Source organism: Borreliella americana (assembly GCF_032595795.2).
GTDB classification, from domain to species: domain Bacteria; phylum Spirochaetota; class Spirochaetia; order Borreliales; family Borreliaceae; genus Borreliella; species Borreliella americana.
The window spans coordinates 1-18,098 of sequence record NZ_CP132451.1; the positions used below are offsets into that span (position 1 = coordinate 1).

15 protein-coding genes are annotated in these 18,098 nt (G+C 23.3%); 11 read left to right on the forward strand and 4 right to left on the reverse strand.

The genetic code is table 11. From position 1 onward, the window contains the following. Positions 1–113 precede the first annotated feature (113 nt). Complete coding sequence (locus QIA00_RS04395; RefSeq protein ID WP_316257720.1) at positions 114–575, reverse strand: hypothetical protein; 462 nt, start codon at positions 573–575, stop codon at positions 114–116. Positions 576–1,845: 1,270 nt separating this feature from the next. On the opposite strand from QIA00_RS04395, the gene QIA00_RS04400 reads away from it, so the two are divergent. From QIA00_RS04400 to QIA00_RS04425, 6 genes are all read left to right on the forward strand, one after another. Further along, on the forward strand, positions 1,846–2,685 hold the full coding sequence (locus tag QIA00_RS04400; RefSeq protein ID WP_316257698.1) for a virulence associated lipoprotein: 840 nt from the start codon (positions 1,846–1,848) through the stop codon (positions 2,683–2,685). 647 nt (positions 2,686–3,332) lie between these two features. Next, entirely contained in the window at positions 3,333–3,470 is a 138-nt protein-coding gene (locus QIA00_RS04405) for a hypothetical protein (protein ID WP_316257699.1), read from the forward strand. Positions 3,471–3,504: 34 nt separating this feature from the next. Further along, positions 3,505–3,918 carry a CRASP family complement regulator-acquiring lipoprotein gene (locus QIA00_RS04410; RefSeq protein WP_316257701.1) on the forward strand — a complete coding sequence of 138 codons (414 nt, stop codon included), beginning with the start codon at positions 3,505–3,507 and terminating at the stop codon, positions 3,916–3,918. A 10-nt stretch (positions 3,919–3,928) separates the two neighbouring features. Further along, positions 3,929–4,132, forward strand: a complete 204-nt coding sequence (locus QIA00_RS04415; RefSeq protein ID WP_316257703.1) for a CRASP family complement regulator-acquiring lipoprotein — start codon at positions 3,929–3,931, stop codon at positions 4,130–4,132. A gap of 1,018 nt (positions 4,133–5,150) precedes the next feature. Beyond that, positions 5,151–5,957: a virulence associated lipoprotein gene (locus QIA00_RS04420; RefSeq protein ID WP_316257705.1), complete on the forward strand. Its 807-nt coding sequence runs from the start codon at positions 5,151–5,153 to the stop codon at positions 5,955–5,957. A 982-nt stretch (positions 5,958–6,939) separates the two neighbouring features. Next, positions 6,940–7,623: a hypothetical protein gene (locus QIA00_RS04425; RefSeq protein WP_316257707.1), complete on the forward strand. Its 684-nt coding sequence runs from the start codon at positions 6,940–6,942 to the stop codon at positions 7,621–7,623. Positions 7,624–7,763: 140 nt separating this feature from the next. On the opposite strand, the gene QIA00_RS04430 is transcribed toward QIA00_RS04425, so the two are convergent. After that, on the reverse strand, positions 7,764–8,342 hold the full coding sequence (locus QIA00_RS04430; RefSeq protein WP_316257709.1) for a hypothetical protein: 579 nt from the start codon (positions 8,340–8,342) through the stop codon (positions 7,764–7,766). Positions 8,343–8,568: 226 nt separating this feature from the next. Between QIA00_RS04430 and QIA00_RS04435 the strand changes: the two genes are divergently transcribed. From QIA00_RS04435 to QIA00_RS04445, 3 genes are all read left to right on the forward strand, one after another. Next, on the forward strand, positions 8,569–9,522 hold the full coding sequence (locus QIA00_RS04435; protein ID WP_316257711.1) for a hypothetical protein: 954 nt from the start codon (positions 8,569–8,571) through the stop codon (positions 9,520–9,522). Positions 9,523–9,694: 172 nt separating this feature from the next. Further along, a complete protein-coding gene (locus tag QIA00_RS04440; RefSeq protein WP_316257712.1) occupies positions 9,695–10,021 on the forward strand; it encodes a hypothetical protein in 327 nt (108 codons plus the stop codon). A 155-nt stretch (positions 10,022–10,176) separates the two neighbouring features. Next, positions 10,177–11,289 (forward strand): plasmid maintenance protein, encoded by a 1,113-nt coding sequence (locus QIA00_RS04445; protein ID WP_316257714.1) that lies wholly within the window; start codon positions 10,177–10,179, stop codon positions 11,287–11,289. Between the two features lie 145 nt (positions 11,290–11,434). On the opposite strand, the gene QIA00_RS04450 is transcribed toward QIA00_RS04445, so the two are convergent. Together QIA00_RS04450 and QIA00_RS04455 are read right to left on the reverse strand one after the other, a co-directional pair. Then, the gene (locus tag QIA00_RS04450) at positions 11,435–11,683 is read right to left on the reverse strand and encodes a DUF5425 family lipoprotein (protein WP_421114410.1); all 249 of its coding nucleotides are present in this window, start codon (positions 11,681–11,683) and stop codon (positions 11,435–11,437) included. Positions 11,684–12,658: 975 nt separating this feature from the next. Next, on the reverse strand, positions 12,659–13,324 hold the full coding sequence (locus tag QIA00_RS04455; RefSeq protein ID WP_316257716.1) for a hypothetical protein: 666 nt from the start codon (positions 13,322–13,324) through the stop codon (positions 12,659–12,661). 1,690 nt (positions 13,325–15,014) lie between these two features. Between QIA00_RS04455 and QIA00_RS04460 the strand changes: the two genes are divergently transcribed. Next, positions 15,015–15,755, forward strand: coding sequence for a ParA family protein (locus QIA00_RS04460; RefSeq protein WP_316257717.1), 741 nt, complete (start codon positions 15,015–15,017; stop codon positions 15,753–15,755). Further along, on the forward strand, positions 15,746–16,015 hold the full coding sequence (locus QIA00_RS04465) for a hypothetical protein (RefSeq protein WP_316257719.1): 270 nt from the start codon (positions 15,746–15,748) through the stop codon (positions 16,013–16,015). Before QIA00_RS04460 ends, QIA00_RS04465 begins: the two co-directional genes overlap by 10 nt. The last annotated feature ends 2,083 nt before the right edge of the window (positions 16,016–18,098 follow it).

Here is an 18,098-nt window from a genome sequence, read left to right on the forward strand (position 1 = left end):
AGTTTATTAGTTTTTAGTTTAATTAATACAAAAAACTATACTTGCCGCAATCAATCAATAAAAAGAGAATTCACAATTAAAAAATAATAAAAAGAGAATTCACAATTAAAAAATTAAAAACTTAAATAAATATTGGCTATAATAACTAAAATTGAAATAAAAAACTCAATAATAAATAATGGTAAAACAAACTTAAACCATGTACCATAACTTAATCTAGATATTCCTAATACTGCCATTATAACTCCGCTGGTAGGTGTTATTAAATTAACAAGTCCAGATGAAGTTTGCATGGCAATAACAACCGAAGATCTTGGAATTGATAAAAAATCAGCAAGTGGAGCCATTATTGGCATAGTTAGACTGGCATGACCTGATGAAGATGGAACAACAAATCCTATAAATATTTGAATAATTTCATTCAAAACAATAAAAAGGGGTCTTGGAAGATTATATAAAAAATTAGTAGCAGCATTTAACATAGTATCAGTAATCAACCCATCATCACATACTATCATAACACCTCTAGCAAGTCCAATAACAAGAGCGGCCTTCCTTTTTTGCAAGCCCTTAATTGATAAATTCTATATTACTGTGTTTTTATTATTATAATTAGCCACAAAGTAATAATACATTTTATGTAAAAGGTCTTTTCTTTGATTTAAATTTTTTTGATAGTTTTCTTTAGCATTTCTTAAGCTTATTTTAATTTTTTTAGTAAACATTTGAGATGATCATTCCATAGGATTATTAAAAGAAATGAAATTATTAAAAATTTAGTAGTAGTAAAAAAGATACTAATAATAAATATTATATTTCATTATCAATTGGGGTAAAAAAATACCAAAACTTTTTTTGTTTTTTTCCAAAAATAATCTATTTGACACTTATCATTTAATTATACAAAAATATTATACACCCAAATACTTTTGAAAATATTTTTTTTAATTAGTATTAGAATGTATTTTTCATTTATAAGCTAATATATTAACACTCATTTTTTAAAAACTCCAAAAAACTACACCCTAAAATCAACTTGCTGCAAGCCTATATCCCACTAACAGTCAGGCCTATTGCTTCCATTAAAGCAATAAAAAATTTGAAAACATTTTTCTATAAAAAATGGTGCCGGTACTAAAACACTCCTTTTTACATGTTTTTATTCCCAAACAACTTCTATTATAGCTATCTAAATTAAAATTCTTTTGAAAAAAGTTTAAACGACTTACTCTTGCTTATCAGACAAATAATAATTCAATAAAGCTAAAATTAATATTATTCTATATAAACATTAAACAAAGTCCTCATATACAACCCTTATCCATCTTGCTACCACAGTAAACTATAAATATGCAAGTTTATCAAAATACTATTATTACTAAACTTAAAAAGCTCTACTAAAATAGATTGCTCTAGAAAACTAATAAATATAATGCACACTTGTATCCCAATTTTATCTTTTCTCAAGAATTATTAAATACCAAATCATTATATTAATTTATAGAAATCAAATCTTTTAGATAAGATGTCTTTATTTTATAAAGACATCTTATCTAAAAGATTGGTCATAGATGCTTAAATAAAAATTTTATATAAAATTAATATTATAAAAACATAATAACTGCCTTTAATAAAGGCTAATCAACCATATATCAAAATGGATTTAAAAAGCTCAAAATCAAAATACTATAAGACTTCTAATAATAAACATATTATTATAATAATTACAATATTTTATATTTAATTAAATATAATCTTATATTGAATATTGGATTATATTGAATATTGGATTATATTTAATATAAGATTATATTAGATTTTAGATTTTAAATAAGGAGAATATTTATGAAACATAAAATCATTGCGGGCTTATTTGCTTTTCTGTTTTTAGCTTGCAATCCAGATTTTAACACTAAGCAAAAAAATATAAAGTATAAATCTAGTAAAAAAAGATTAAAATCCAATAAAAAAGGATTAAAATCTAATAAAGAAGCAAATCTAACTCAAAAAGAAGGCCCAAATCAACAAGAAAACTCTAACCAAGAAAAAGATCTTAATAAAAAAACAGAGAACTCACTACTTGATGATTTAAGAAATTTAATAGAAAAAGCTTATGAAGATAACAAAAAATATGAAAAAAAGCTAGAAGAAGAATCTGAAACCCAATATGGACTGTCGGCTTTCAAAATCTTGGGTTGGCCATCATTGCCAGGTGAAAAGGTGGCCGAAAACACTGAAAGATCCAAAAGCTATAGAAAACGAACTTATAGTATTTTAACAAATACTATTAGTGACGATGAATTAAAAAACTTTTCAAAAATTGTAGAGTCATCCGGTCAAATACAAGGTATATTTAATATCTTCAACTCACTTGGAGGTGCTTTTGAAGACGTAGTTGCTTTCTTGTATCCCAAAAAAGATAGTCTAGAAAAATTAGAGACTTCACATTTAGAAAAGCTTAAGGATTCTTTAGAAAAATTTTTATCTACAAAAACAACAATCTCAGAAATGATGCACCAACTCTTGCTGGACTATCAAAATAATATAAACGGTATACAAATAGATGAAAAACTTAAATCTCATATAGAAGATATTTACAATCAAATCACAGAAAAAACCAAAGAAGCAGAAAAGTTTAAAAATGACATATATTCAATATATAATAACTTTCAAATTGTACATTGAAATTCTCATAATGTAAAAGCCTATCTTTAATGAAGATAGGCTTAACGTTTTACTATAGATTAAAAATATTTTTTAACCTATACTTTACATAAACTTTAATTATAATAATAAGTAAACTGCTGTTTCTGTAGATCTTTAACTTAATAATGGTAGTATCAATAAGATTAATATTACTAATGATATATTCTTTAAAAGAAGTACACTTAAAGGCAATTAATATAAAATTCATTACCTTTAATAATTTTATTTTTAACAATTGCCAGTTACAAACAAAAATTAAAATTACATAGCAAATTCTTTACATAAGAGAACCCATGATGAATTCAATTGTGGAAAGGGTCATATTAATTTATTATCAGAATTTGCTCCCAACATTCCAAACTTATAAAATTCATCAATAATCTAAAAATGATTATTCTGCCCTCTTCCCCACTAGGAAAGCCTATATTTAGACAATTTAAAAGTCTATTCTGAGCAAAAATAAATCTATTTATTAAAAATTTTATAAAAATCAATCAAAATAATTCTTAAAAAGCTCAAATACTACAAATCCCTTGCAATGAAAATATTATTATGATTATATTAATATTGGATTATATTAATATTGGATTATTTTAGATTTTAGATTTTAAGTAAGGAGAATATTTATGAAATATAACATCATTGCTAGCTTATTTGTTTTTCTATTTCTAAATGCTTGCAATCCAGATTTTAACACCAATCAAAAAGACATGAGGTATCAATCCAACAAAAAAGGCCCAAAATCCCAAAAAAAAAAGATTTAAATCTACCCAAAAAGGATTCAAACCTAATAAGGAAGTGAATTCTAATAAAACAACAGAAACCACAATACATGATGATTTAAAAAATTTAATAGAACAAGCTCAAGCAGATAGCGAAAAATATAAAAAAAAGTTGGAAGAAGAAGATGAAAACCAATATGGATTATTGGAAGCTTTCAAGCTCATCTTTTGGTCAGGATCCAAAGAAATAAATATAAAGGCATCCGACAATAACCAGATATCTAAAAAATATAGAAAAAATATTTATAGCACTCTAGCTATTGATGATAACAAATTAAATAGCTTTTCAAAAATGCTAACAACATCATCTCGAATGCTGGGAGTATTTAGCGCCCTTAACAACCTTGGAAATATTGTTGAAGAGGTAACTGTTAGCTTATATTCCAAAAAAAGAAACTCTAGAAAAGCTAGAAATTCCAAATTTAGATAAGCTTAAAAATTTGTTTGCAAAATTAGTATCTATAAAAATAACAGTCTCAAAAATTATGCACCAACTTTTGTCAGATTATCAAAATAATAAAAATAGTATAAACACAGATATGAATGCGCTTAGCTCTCGTGCAAAAATAATTTACAATCAACTATTATTAAAAGAGGAAGAAGCTCGCAAACTACAAAAAGAAATATTTTCAATATATAAATAGCCTTTAAGTTATTATATATTAAAAAATTATTATAATAATCCAAAAGTCTACCCTTAATAAAGGGTAGACTTAGCGTTTTAACTAAAAATTAAAAAGGATTTTTAGCCTATAATTTACATAAAAATTTAGGGGTATAAGCTTATAAAATTAATTTATTTATTTTAAATATTCTTTTTATAATATCCCAAAATTCCTCTGGTAAAAAGATAATAAATTTCAAACCAAAAATAAATTTTCAATAATGACACTCAAACAAATAAAATATCTTCTCATAGACTTTTAAGATACTATTTTTAGATTGTTAATAAATTTAAACAACATAATGATCGAATTCTAATAACAATCAAACTGCTATGTCTATAATATTAAATTTAATAATAATATCAATAGATTATTATTAATGGCATATTCTTTTAAAAGAATTGCATTTAAAAGGAATTAATGTAAGATTTCTAAAAATTCCCTTTTACATAACTTTAATTGACAGTTTGCTTAATAAAAAGTGTTTCATACTTATATGAAGACCAATCAACTCTTTTATAAATACTTTTATAACTTCTTTTGATTGATTTTGGGATATATTCTGTGTAATTATAGGCTTTATTATCACTTATATATCCTATTAATTATCAACTAATATTGGCTGCTAAAATAGAAATAAATACATAGTACCAGGGGTTCATCTTCTCTTTATCCAATAATACTTAATTATTGCTTGAAACCCTATTCTTGATCTAGAATCATATCTCTATTGAGGAATATTCTTTTGATATATTATGATCAAAAAAGTATATTCAGAGTCAAAACAAATCTATTATTAACAAATTTAATAAAAATCAGTCAAAATAATTTTTAAAAAGTTTAAATTACTATAAAATATCTCTAAAGAAAAATATCATTATGATAATTTCAATACTCTATATTTAATTAAATATAATATTATATTTAATACTGGATTATATTTAATATTGTATTATATTTAATTTTAGATTTTAGATTTCAAGTAAGGAGAATATTTATGAAACATAAAATCATTGCCAGCTTATTTGTTTTTCTATTTTTAGCTTGCAATACAGATTTTAACGCTATACAAAAAAATATGAAGCATCAATCTAGTAAAAAAGGAACAAAATCCAATAAAAAATTAAAACCCAAAACAGAATCAAATCTAAATCAAAAAGAAGGCCCAAATCAAAAAGAAAACCGCCATACAAACCCTAAAAACACACTGATTAATGATTTAAGAAATTTAATAGGCAAAGCACATGCAGATAACGAAAAATATGAAAAAAAGTTGAAAGAAGAACCCAAAGAACAATATGGAATAGAAGCTTTTAAAACCTTGGGTTGGTCATCATCACCAGGTGAAAAGGTGGCCGCTGATACCGAGAGAGCAAGAAGATATAGAAAAAACATTTACAGCATTTTAAATACTATTGATGATAATCAATTAAGGAAATTTTCAGAAATTGTAATGTTATCAGGACAAATGCAAGGCATATTCAACGAGCTTGAAGCACTTGGATACGCTCTTGCAAACTTGACTGCTCCCTTATATTCCAAAAAAGACAATCTAGAAAAAATAGAGATTTCAAATCTAAAAAAGCTTAAAGATTCATTTGAAAAATTATTATCCATAACAACAACTGTTTCAAAAATGATGCACCAACTTTTATTAAACTATAAAAATGATAAATATCATATAAGAACAGATGAAAAGAAGCTTAAATCTCATGCAGATACACTTTACAATCAAATAGCAGAAAAAAGAAAAGAAGCAGAAAACCTGGTAAATTACATATTTTCAATTATAAATAACATTTAAATTATATGTTGAAATTATCGCAATGTTTAAGCCTATCTTTATTAGAGATAGGCTTAAACCAAAGATCACAAAGAATTTTTAACCTATCATTTATATAAACTTTAGGTGGAAATAAGTTTGTAAAATTGATTTATTGGTTTTATAAATATTCTTTTTATGACATCTGTAATAAACTAATCTGATAAAAAAAACAATAGCTTTTAAAGCCAAAAATAAAATCTTCAATAATACACACTCATATTTTTAATATTTTATGTTTGGTTTTCTTTATAGAAAAGAACTCTTAATAAATCCAATTATGATAATGAACACATTCATTTAGTATTAGAATTGGCTCCCAATATTTAACCTTCTAAATTTATCAATAATCCAAAAACGATATCCTAAAGATTTATAAGAAAAAATATTTTACTTATTATATAAGCATTACTTACACTCTTGTTTTGGCTTTGAATAATATTTGATTTTATCTATATAAAAAGAAAACCCCTTAAAGATAAGAGGTTAATTTAAAAGAATGTATGGTATGAAGTAAATATTGATAATAAATTCTTTTAATTTTAAAAAAGGAGAATATTTAATACTCAATTATTAGTTCAATAATTGAGTATTACCATGTATTTTAAAAATTTTTTTAAAAAAAATTAGATTTTTGCAGATAAAATCAAATATTATTCAAAGCCAAAACAAGAGTGTAAGTAATGCTTATATAATAAGTAAAATATTTTTTCTTATAAATCTTTAAAATTACTGTCTTTATATAGCTATCCATAATAAAACAAGAAGCTGTTTTTATAATCCTTGATTTAGAAACATCATATTGCTATCTGACACAAATCTCTGCAAAATATTGAAAGAAATATTTTCTAAAAAATCAACAAAAACTGCTGTTACAGCTAAAATTTTTATAAATTTCAGACTTAATAGATAAAAACGGTTTACTAAAATTATTCAAGGCTGCTATCATATAATAAGTTGTATAATGAAAAATAAAACTTTTATATTCTTAATATTTTTGATTAAAAATTTAGCAATATATGCTCAAAGTATAAACTATGAATTTAAACAGGATAAAATTAAAAATCTAAAAGGGATATTTATTAATTATAAAGTCTATCTAGCAGAAAATTTAGCAATTGATAATGTAAAAACCTTAAATCATATTTCTACATTCAAAATCAATCTTGTTATTGACAAACAAATTGCAAATTCTATTAAAAACGAACAAGATGTAATTAGAGCCGGAAATGAATGCGGAATCTTTTTAGAATTTCAAATCAATAACCGTATATACTATGCCCAATTTTCATCAATAAAATATATTTTACAAGCAATTGAGAGTTTTACTAAAATTAAAAATACAATTAACAATTTAGAAATCAAAAATCTTGAAGGAAATGGAATTTTTTTATACAAAAATGGTCACTCATATAATTTAAAAACAGATTTTCAAGAAAAAGCAATATTTGTAAATTTTTTTGGCTTTAAAGATAATACTGGAAGACCTTACTTTATATTTTATTATGACAATATAGATGATAAAGATAAAAATTTAAAAACAATATTAATTTCATTTGAAGAATTTCATAATGGAATAAGAGAAGGACTATTCTTGCTGAGAAATGAAAAAGCTATACTAGAATTCATTAATTTTTCAAAAAATTAACACAATAGATAATATTAAAAACATTTTAAAGTCGATATTATAATAAACTAATATCAAAAAATTATACTAAACACCCTTAATCTATATCCTTTTATCAAAATGATTATTCCGATTGGACTTGAAAATTATTTAAATTTAAGTCACCTATCATCAAGCAATTTAACTTTTGAATTAAAATCATCCAAAAACTTTTTAAAAGGAATCTTATTAAAACTTACAATAACATCATTTCTGAACGCATAAATTCTAAATGCCGCTATATTATCATTCCCCAAGGCAACAAATCTTATAAATTCGCTTTCTGAAATAAAAAATTTATAAATTTCTACCTTAATATTTTTTTCAGTAATCACTGTTGTGTAATCATAAGGAAAATATGAATCATAAAAATCATTATAATAAATAACACGTTTGCTATCCTCTGAAACTAGCTCTCCTTTAGCCTCAAATCTAGTATCTGTGATTATCTTTTCAGGCTTTATTTGACTAGAATTTCTAGATTCAACTCTAACCAAAATAAAATATTCTTTTTTATTTTTCAATTTATCATATTTAATAGAAATTACAGACCTAAATATGCCATCTCTAGAATAATTTACTCCAATATCATATTGTGAATCTAATACTTGAGAAAACCTATCGTAAGCTATTTGATAAGTTTGACAAGAAACTAAAAAAAACACCAAAAGAAAATACTTTAAAATAAATTGTGAATTCATTAAAACCCCCTTAGTTTATCTTATATTTATTTTTAAAAAAATTCTCAAAAATCAGAAAATTAAAGAAGACAATCAATTCAAATAAAAACATTCTAATTTTACAACTTGAATTAAAATTAAAAAACTATTATTATTAGGTGTTGTTCTAATAAAAACCAATTTAAAAGATTAGACTATATCTAATCCCAATTTATATAAATTTCAAAGTGCATCTATAGGAGAAATCGTGTATACTGACCCAAGGTCGATTATTAATACTTACTTTGTAAAAAACAAAAAAATCTTCATTATCAACCCAATAGCTTTTAAATTTGAACTTAATTTTGAAAAAACTATTCAAACAAATTCAAAAGAGAATATAGCACTTAAAACATTTAAAGGAGGAATGATTGGTTTGCAATTAAGGTCAAATGAATTTTCTAAATTACCAAAAGACGTTCTAAAGGGGGAGCTTGAATTTTATATTAACTATGTAAGTGAAGAAAAGCTCAAAATAATTTATGATATGATGGTAGTCAAAGTTTACACAATTGATTTAAAAGCTAATAATAAAGACGAAATTTACCTAATCGGACTTAAAATACTTGGTTCTATTTATAGAAAAGAAAATATAGAAAATGCGTTTATTCCTATTATAAAAAATAACAATACTTATCTTTTTGAAAACAAAGCAAGCAACCAAAAAGTTAATTTACTACTAAAAGGCATCGACAAGACCATTGAACTTCCGTTTTTAACAAAAATCAGCTATTCAAATATCAAAACTATTAATACCGCCGACATAAAAACTAATGAAAATTTAAATGTAAGCATTAAAACAACGAATAGAATGTTACTAAACCTAAGCACAAAAATCTACGAGGAATTAATCTTAACAAATTCAAATCAAATAAAAACTATCAACAATAAACAAAAGATTCTAAAAACACTAAGATCTTTTATTGAAAATGAGAATGGATTGGGAGGCAAAATAAGATTAATCTTCTTAGAAAGAACAAATTTTTTAACTAAAAATTTAAACTTAAATAACTTAGACTTTATATTAAATGACATAAATATTATACAAGAACATAGCTGCATTAGAATTGACATCGCCTTACTAGAGGATAAAATCGAAAAAAAATACTTAAACCAAGCCTCAAGTACAAACCCATTCCTTAAAAATATTACATTATTGTAATTAAAATTATTACATTATTGTATTTTTTTTAGAAAGACAAATTGCTGCAATCTGCCTGAGATACACAATCTAATAGCCCTTAAAAAACACTCTAACAAAAGCATTCAAAATATAACCCAATATCCTTGAAACTAACACACAATATATAATAAAATGAAATTATGAGGTATTTATGTTAAGTATTAACGGGGTAAGACTTTATTCTTTAAAAGAATTCCAAAATATATTAGAAGATTCTTATAATCTTTCAATTAGCAAAAATACTATATCTAAAAAATCAAAAATTTTAAAATGTGCAATCCGTGTAGACAACCGTCCTTACCTTTTAGAAGATTTTTGCACATATTTTCTAATGGACTTTAGAAGACCTAAACCTATAACAAATAGCATGAAAGAAACAATTCAATTAAGAATTGAGCAAGCAAAAAAAATAATGAGCCGAAAATCTACAAGACACGAAATACAAATTGCTTCAAAAAAGATGGGTCATATTTTATAATCTATAATATTGACATTTTAAAAACATTGCTATAAAATATAGTAAAAAGCTAATTATTTTGTTTGTAATAAGGTCAGACTTTAAAATGCAAGCCAAATAATTGAAAAAGCTTCTGAAACCACAACAAATTTAACTTCAGAAGCCAGGATAAGATAATGATAATAAAAATAAAAAATAATGTCAATACAAATTTTAATAATCTCATAACATTAGAAGAAATTATAAATCACAATCAAAAAACCGCAAGCTCTAATTTAATAGAGTTAAAACACTCACGGCTAAAATCATATTTAACTAAAAAAAGGGCCATCTACCAACGAATACTCAAGGTATGTTGGGCAATTGAACTTAAAAACAAACAATACTTTCAATCCAACAAACTTAAAAAATATTCCACAATAGAAATATACAATATAGTTAATAAATGTCTTTCAAAAGATAATAAAAAAATATCAATCAGGACTTTAGAATATGATATATCATATTTAAACCAATTGCTATTAATATCAACCAAATTAAAACATTTAGGCAAAGATAATGGAAGCTTTGCATTTTATATGCAAAACAAAAGCCTTTGGAAACATCGCTTTACAATTATTCAGGAAGCAATTAATGCCGAAATAAAAGAATATTTAAAAGATAAAAAAATAGTATCGGATTTTTCTAAAGAAATTAACAATCCTATAAACAAGAATAATATAAAAAATATAAAATCTAAAAACTCAATTGCAGATGAATCAATTGCAGATGTTATACCTAAAGGTATAAAAGATACAAATAAGATAAAGAATTCTATAGAAAAAGAAAACAGGAAAATAAAAAAAAATTCTTACAAAGAATATATTGTAAATAGTTTAATAAAACTGCACAAAATAGAAAAAATAAAAATAACAAAAATACTCAAAATAAGCAACAATGAAAAAACCTATGTAAATGCATTAAGAAACTTAAAGTCGGCAATAGAAAAATATAAAGAAGAATATAAAATAGAAGACATTTCAAATCATTTTATAAGAGAATTTAAAAATAAGTATAGTAAAAAAATATGGATGATGAACGGAAAAACCGATAAAATAAATGACTTTAATGAAATTTGGGAAAAAAGATTTAAAAAAAAGTTTTTAAGTAAAAATCTAAAAGAAAAGTATAAAAGTAGCTACGAAGAAAAAAATAAAAAAATTGCTAACAACGGAAAAACATTAAGTATTCTTTTTTCTAACAATAAAGGGTTCAAAAGAATCAGCAAAATTAAAATTAATAAAAATTAATTAGTATCTCTATTTAATAAAAAGTTTTTTTAGGATTTCTATTAAATAGAACATGAAAAATTAATAGCTAAAACCCAAATCAAAAGCTTTTAAAATTAAATTGCAGACAAAGCATTCACTTATTTTATTTGTCAAGAAAAATTAATCATTTTCTTTGACAAAATGTATGTGTTTTATCATAGGAATTTGAAAAATTAGATATTCGGGAATAATAAGAACGAGTTTTATTGTTATTTTCATCTAATTTAACTTGATAATTTTCAACCTCAGACTCTTTTTTGCTCAAACATTGATAATCCAAATTATCCATATATTTCTTTTTATTAAAATTAGAAATCCCATCTATTTTGTTTTGATCATTATTTATTGATAAATCACAACCCAATACCAACAAGAAAGTTATTATTATAGATAATAATAAAATATTTTTTGTTCATAAGTCTATTTTTCTCCAATTTTAACAAACAAAATTTGCCTTACAAAAACTACAGCGCACAAGTAAACATGTTTTTAAATCTTGAAGTTAAGCATTATTCATATATGGCTAATTTATTTTTTAATATAATACAATTAGTTAAAATTTATACTTATTTTAAGCATTTTAGTCATAGAAATTATACTCTAAATTAACCATTTTTTAAAGCAAAATTTGGAGAAAATTATATATTATTATAAATAAATATAAACTAATAAAAATGTAAAAATATTGTTTAATAAACCCAAAATAATGCATTAAATTATTATCATTCTTTTAAAGAAAAATTGAAAATTCATTTTTGATATCCCAAACTCAAAAGAAATTTTTCAAAAGTATTTGGATGTGTAAGACTTTGGCATAACAAAATAAAAGTATTAATAACTTATGTTGTTATAGGGCTGTAAGACAATTTTTATATAAATTAATTTTTTTTATGGATTTTATTTGTATAAAGCAGACAAATTTTTTCTAGTAAGTAAACTATTTAGTGATTCTGGTATTAAAAATATAACTCTAAAAGCAAGAGGCAGCTGTCATTAAATAAATCGAAGATTTGTTTCTAGAATCTTTGATTTAGAAATATTGGCTTACCAATAATATTATTAAAATTTTATACTTTATATTCACAATGCAAATTTTTAGTTAATTTATGTTTTTTAGATTTTCATTTTTTCTATTTGCTATAAACTTGTTAGCTTATACGTTAAATATTTTATTTTTTTTTTAAAAAAAGAAGTCCCTACCCCTAATCTTATTTGGAGAGGATTAATAGGGGTGTTGGGGACCTTTGGCAGATCGTTTTCTACCTTACATATATAATATTTTATTTTTTTAATTTTGTAAATATTATTTAATAATAATAAATAAAATTAAACGTCTTTAAGTAAAATGTTAAATTTTAGATCTTTCTCCATGATTTTCTTTTAATTTTTTAGTTTTGATTTTTGGTTTGGCATTCTGCTGTTGTTGTGATTGACCTTCAATTTTATTGATGGCTTTTAAAAGCCTTATTTGACCTTTGTTAAGGGTTTTTTTCTCATTTTTGAGCTTTAAAGAGTTTAATTTTTGATTCATTGTTTGAATTTCTTTGATTTCTTCTGAAGTTGGTTCATAATTTATCCATTTTTTATCTATCCAGCCTTTTTCCCATTCGTAATAGCTTTCATTAAAATTGTTTTTGTTTTGTTCGTCGAAGTGCCTTGCTAGTGCGGCAATTATTTTTGTTCCATATTTAAGCATTTTTTCCGTCTCTGTTTTTGTAATAAATGTGTCATAATCGTAATTTTCTCCGGTTTGCATATTAACAATATCTACTATAAGTTTAAAAGTATTTATGCAATTCATTGCGATATTTGTGGACAAAAAATTAGGATCGCTAAGGGCTTTTATATTAAGTTCATACTTTTTCTTTAAACTTATAGGAATTTTAAAAAAGTCAATTATAAAGCCATTTATTTTTGCTCGATAATTAGCTTCATATTGGGAATTTCCAAAGAAAGTTCCTTTTATGCCCCCAATTGTATATTCATTATAGTTTATTGTTATTTCTTTTTGCATTTTTATCCTTTAAAAATATATATTTTCAATATAATACTATGTATTAATTGATATTATATATCAATTAATACCCATTACAAATAAAAAAATATTTTTAATTTTGTTTTTTTAATAAACTGTTATAAATTTTAATTTATCTTTAACCTTTAACCATTTATAAAAAGTCCTTAAGAAAGAAATTTCTTAGGACTTTTTATAAAATTAATAAAAAATAATAAAGAATTATATGTTTTTAATTTCTTTAAAATTGCAGCGGGAAGATAGGTTTGTAAAATGGGTTTATTTTTAAGCTCTGAATATACTTTTTATGATATCGGTATTGTAGATTTCCAATATTAATAAGGCAATAGCTTTTAGGCTAAAAATAAGGTTTCCAGCAAACTTATCTAAATGATTAGAATATTTTTCCCTTATAAGTCTTTAGGATATCATTTTTAGATTATTGATTATTGATTATTGATTATTGATTATTGATTATTGATTATTGATTATTGATTATTGATTATTGATTAATTTAGAAGTTTGAATATTGTAAGTAAATTCCAGCGATAAATAAATTTGATTTTTATCATAATTTAATTTATTAAAAGTTCCTTTTCCCACAAAGAACATAAATAAACATTTTTTAGTAAAGAGAAGATTAGCATTTATAAATACAGAATATATTCTAATTCCAACCAAAAGAAATACTTTTGAAAAGTATTTAGATGTATAGAAGCTATATAACACAATATTAAGGGAATAAGATAGATTGTTATGATAAAATAAGCAAAATCTTATTGAGTGTTTAAATAAATATAAAGAAGAGCTTCTATTACTAAAAAAAAGTTTATAGTTTAACTTTTTGTAATACATGGATTGGCTTAGGTTTTATATATAATAATGTTTTTAGAGAAATTGAAAGAGAAGAATAGAGCACAGGGGTTTTTAAAAACATAAAAGTAAGAAAAATAAGCAAACTTTTAAAACTAATAGTAAAAAACACGAAAATAAACTTAAAGAATGCTAAAAAAATTATCAAAAAAACAAAGATATATTTTTACACAAATTATTTTTTTACTTTGTGGTTAATTATAAAAATATAGCCATATAGAGCGCGCCAGTAATTAATTTTATGTAAAAAAGAATGTTTGATAAAAATATTAATGATTTAGGATTTTAGGATCTTTTAATACAATTGTAATATAAATCAAAATAGTTATCGATCCTTTTTGCATAAATTATATATTCTCATCAAGTAAATTATTTAGTAATAATATTAAAAATATAGTTCTAAAATTAAGTTATAAAAACTAAGACAGAAATTTCCCAAAGTTAAGTTTGTTTTGTTAATGTTCTTGTTGGTTTAGGGATGAGATCATTTTTGTAAAAAGAAAAGACCTAAAAAGCCTATCATAGAATGAGACATAGAATCATTTGTATAATTTTTTATTTAGAAATAGCATTTTGCTAGTTTTTAAAACCATGTCAGATTTAATTCGTTGAAAAATTTTATAAAAGGAACTTTATAGATAAAGATTATAATAATTAATATATGATATAAAATAATTAATATATGATATAAAATAATTAATATATGATATAAAATAATTAATATATGATATAAAATAATTAATATATGATATAAAATAATTAATATATGATATAAAATAATTAATATATGATATAAAATAATTAAAGGGAAGTTCGTATGAAAAAAATAGCATTTCATATTCAAAAAGGTGGCGTTGGGAAAACTACCTTAAGCGGGAATATTGCAAGTTATTTATCTAAAGAAAGAAAAGTTATATTAGTTGATTGCGATATACAGCAAGGAAGTTCTTCTACATGGTTTCTTAATCATGAAATTCTTAAGCTGGATATTAAAGATTTTCTTTTAAAGAAGGTAGATATAGATCAAGTAGTAAGACAAATACAAAAAAATTTTTATATTTTGCCATGTGTGCCGAGTGGAACTTTTAGAAGAGATGTGCAACATGAATTGCAAGATTTTCCATATTTGATAGATGATTTTTGCTTGGAATTAGAGAAATTGGGATTTGAATTTGCGATTTTTGATTTATCTCCCAGTTTTGAGCTTTGGGAGCGAAGAATTATTCTTGCAATGTGTGAAGTTGTTACTCCACTGACCCCAGAATTTTTAAGTCTTGAAGGAATAAATATTTTCAAAGCAGAGTTTGATTCTTTGTTAAAATCTTATAGAAAAAAGGTTAAACATGAGAAGATTATTTGCAATTTACTTAATAAAAGTTTTAAAAGACACAATTTACACTTGGAGCAATTTAAAACTTTTGGATATGACCTTTATGAGGTTGGACAAGATGCTAAAATAGCAGAATCTCAGCTATATAAGAAGTCGATTTTTGATTATTATCCTGAGAGTAGATCTATTTTAGAACTTTCAAGATTGGGAGATGCTTTATGCCTATAAGCAAAGAGGCTAATTTAGAAGAAATTATTAAACAAAATGTTAGCAAATCTAAATTTGCTTTTCGTGACGATGATGTTATTAGTAATAACATTTCAAATTTTAAGCCTATTAGATCAAAAATGACAATCAAACAAATAAGTGTGGGGTTGAAATATGAATATTGGATTGAATTTTATTCTATTTTAGACAAAAAGGGATTAACAGCTTCTGGTTTTATAAGAACTTTAATTATGGAATATATAGAAGCTTCTAAAAAATAATAATTTTGTTATTTAAATTTTTGACAAAAAAATAATAAGGAATTATTCATATATAATTTTGTGAAATTTGAATTGATATGAATTTGTTAGTAAATAGAGCTATTTTAGCTTTGAATATATCCTTTAATGTTATTATAGAGGTTCTTCCTTCAGTAGAGATAAGTCAATAATTTTCAAATCAAAAGTAAGGTTTTCGGGCTTACTTATATAAATAAGTAAAATATTTTTTATTATAAAATCTTTGATAACGATACTGTCTTTAGATTATTGATGGCTTTAGAAATTTGAATATTAGCAATGCTAATCTTTATTATAATTGAATTCATTATTGATTGTTTTCGCAAAGTAAGCATTATTTTATGAAGACGGAGGGGAGCAGAATCTCGTCATTTGTGCCTATATTTATTAACTAGTATTCGGTAGATAATTAATAAAATTTATGTATTGATTATTAAAAGGCATCACATTTTTATATACACTAAGCAATTATTATAAAATAGTAGAATATATGAGTGCCGATAAAGCTTATAAAAAAACAAAGAAAAGTTTTGGTATTAATCTAAGTGAATATAAAAATAAATTTTCACTCTTAAAGAAGAAAATTTTAAATTTTAAAAAAGGCTTTCTAAATTAATTGTTTTATTATTTTTTGGATAATTGTAAAAACATAATAAAAGTGGACTTAATAATTAATTTATGAGAAAAGGAATGTTTTGGGAAAGCATTAATGATGTATGATAGAGATATAAATTCAATTTTAAATCTTAAGATCTTTTCTTTTTTGATAAAGAAACAAAAAATTAAGGTACAAACCTCCTTAAGTAAGGTTTGTAGATTATGCTTTGGTAGATTATCGGCGTTCTTTAAAATAAATAATAATCTAAAAAATGATCATATGAGATGAAGTAAGGAGTTATTTTTATAATCTTTGATTTAGAACTAGTAGTTAATTTATTGGGCACAATCATTTAGCTTAATTACAATTAGCACAATAAGTTAAATCATTGTATTAATTGTAATTAAAACCATTGATATTGTTATGAATATATAAAACTTATTGTTAATAATTAATAGATAAAAAATTAATTTTAGCATTTCTATTAATAATACAAAAATATCAAAACATTTTTTGCAAAATCTGATTAATTTTGCAAAAAATGTTTTTAGTTGCATGTGAAAATATATTATACACATGGTCAAGCATGAATACACAATTATTGCTGTCATAAAAATTTTAATTCCCTTTCAATTTCAGTCTATCTCAATTTTTTAAAAATTCCATTTTTATTTATCGATAGTTTTGTAGTATTTATATGTATTTAATGCGTATTATTAATCTTAATATTTGAGGGTGTTTTTAAATGCTGGCTAGCTATGTTATTTTTTGAAAAGTTTCTACAATAAAAAATTTTTTGGTTTCCTCTTTTGTGCTTATCTTGTTACATTTAATAGATTTTCTTTTTTCTCTAGGTTTTGAGTTAAAAATAATAATTATATTATCTTTATCCAATGTTTTAAATAAACCATTTTGTTTCAGATCTAATACATAGTTAGGATTTGTTTTTTAAAGTTTTGAAATAATAAGATTTGGCTAGGCAATATTATTGTATTTTATGTATTTTGATTTCAAGTTTTTCAAATTTTATAGCATTTTTAACCAATTCTAATAGATGATACTTGGGGGAATATTTGTTGGAATTGTTGCTTTTTAAAAAGCTTAGTGTTTTAAAATATTTTAAAATTTCTTCTTTAGTTTGGGATGTAAATTAATACTTTTCCCCATATTTTTTGAAAGCTTTTATATTTTCTGACGGTTTATAAGAAATAATTTTTCCTTGTTTTTTCTAATCTAAGCAGTTTGATATAAATGGTAATTTTTTGTGTTTTTATTTTGCATAGTTTGTATTTCTTGTAAAGTAAAATATTCTTTATTATTGTCGCCAATAAGCGGAATTAAATATCTGGCAATTTTTGATAATGTAGATTTACTTTTAGCAAAGTAAATCAATGCATCAAATGAGAGGGGTAAAGGCTATTATTCCTCCCATTGTAAATTAAGCTTTATACTAAATAGATATAATAT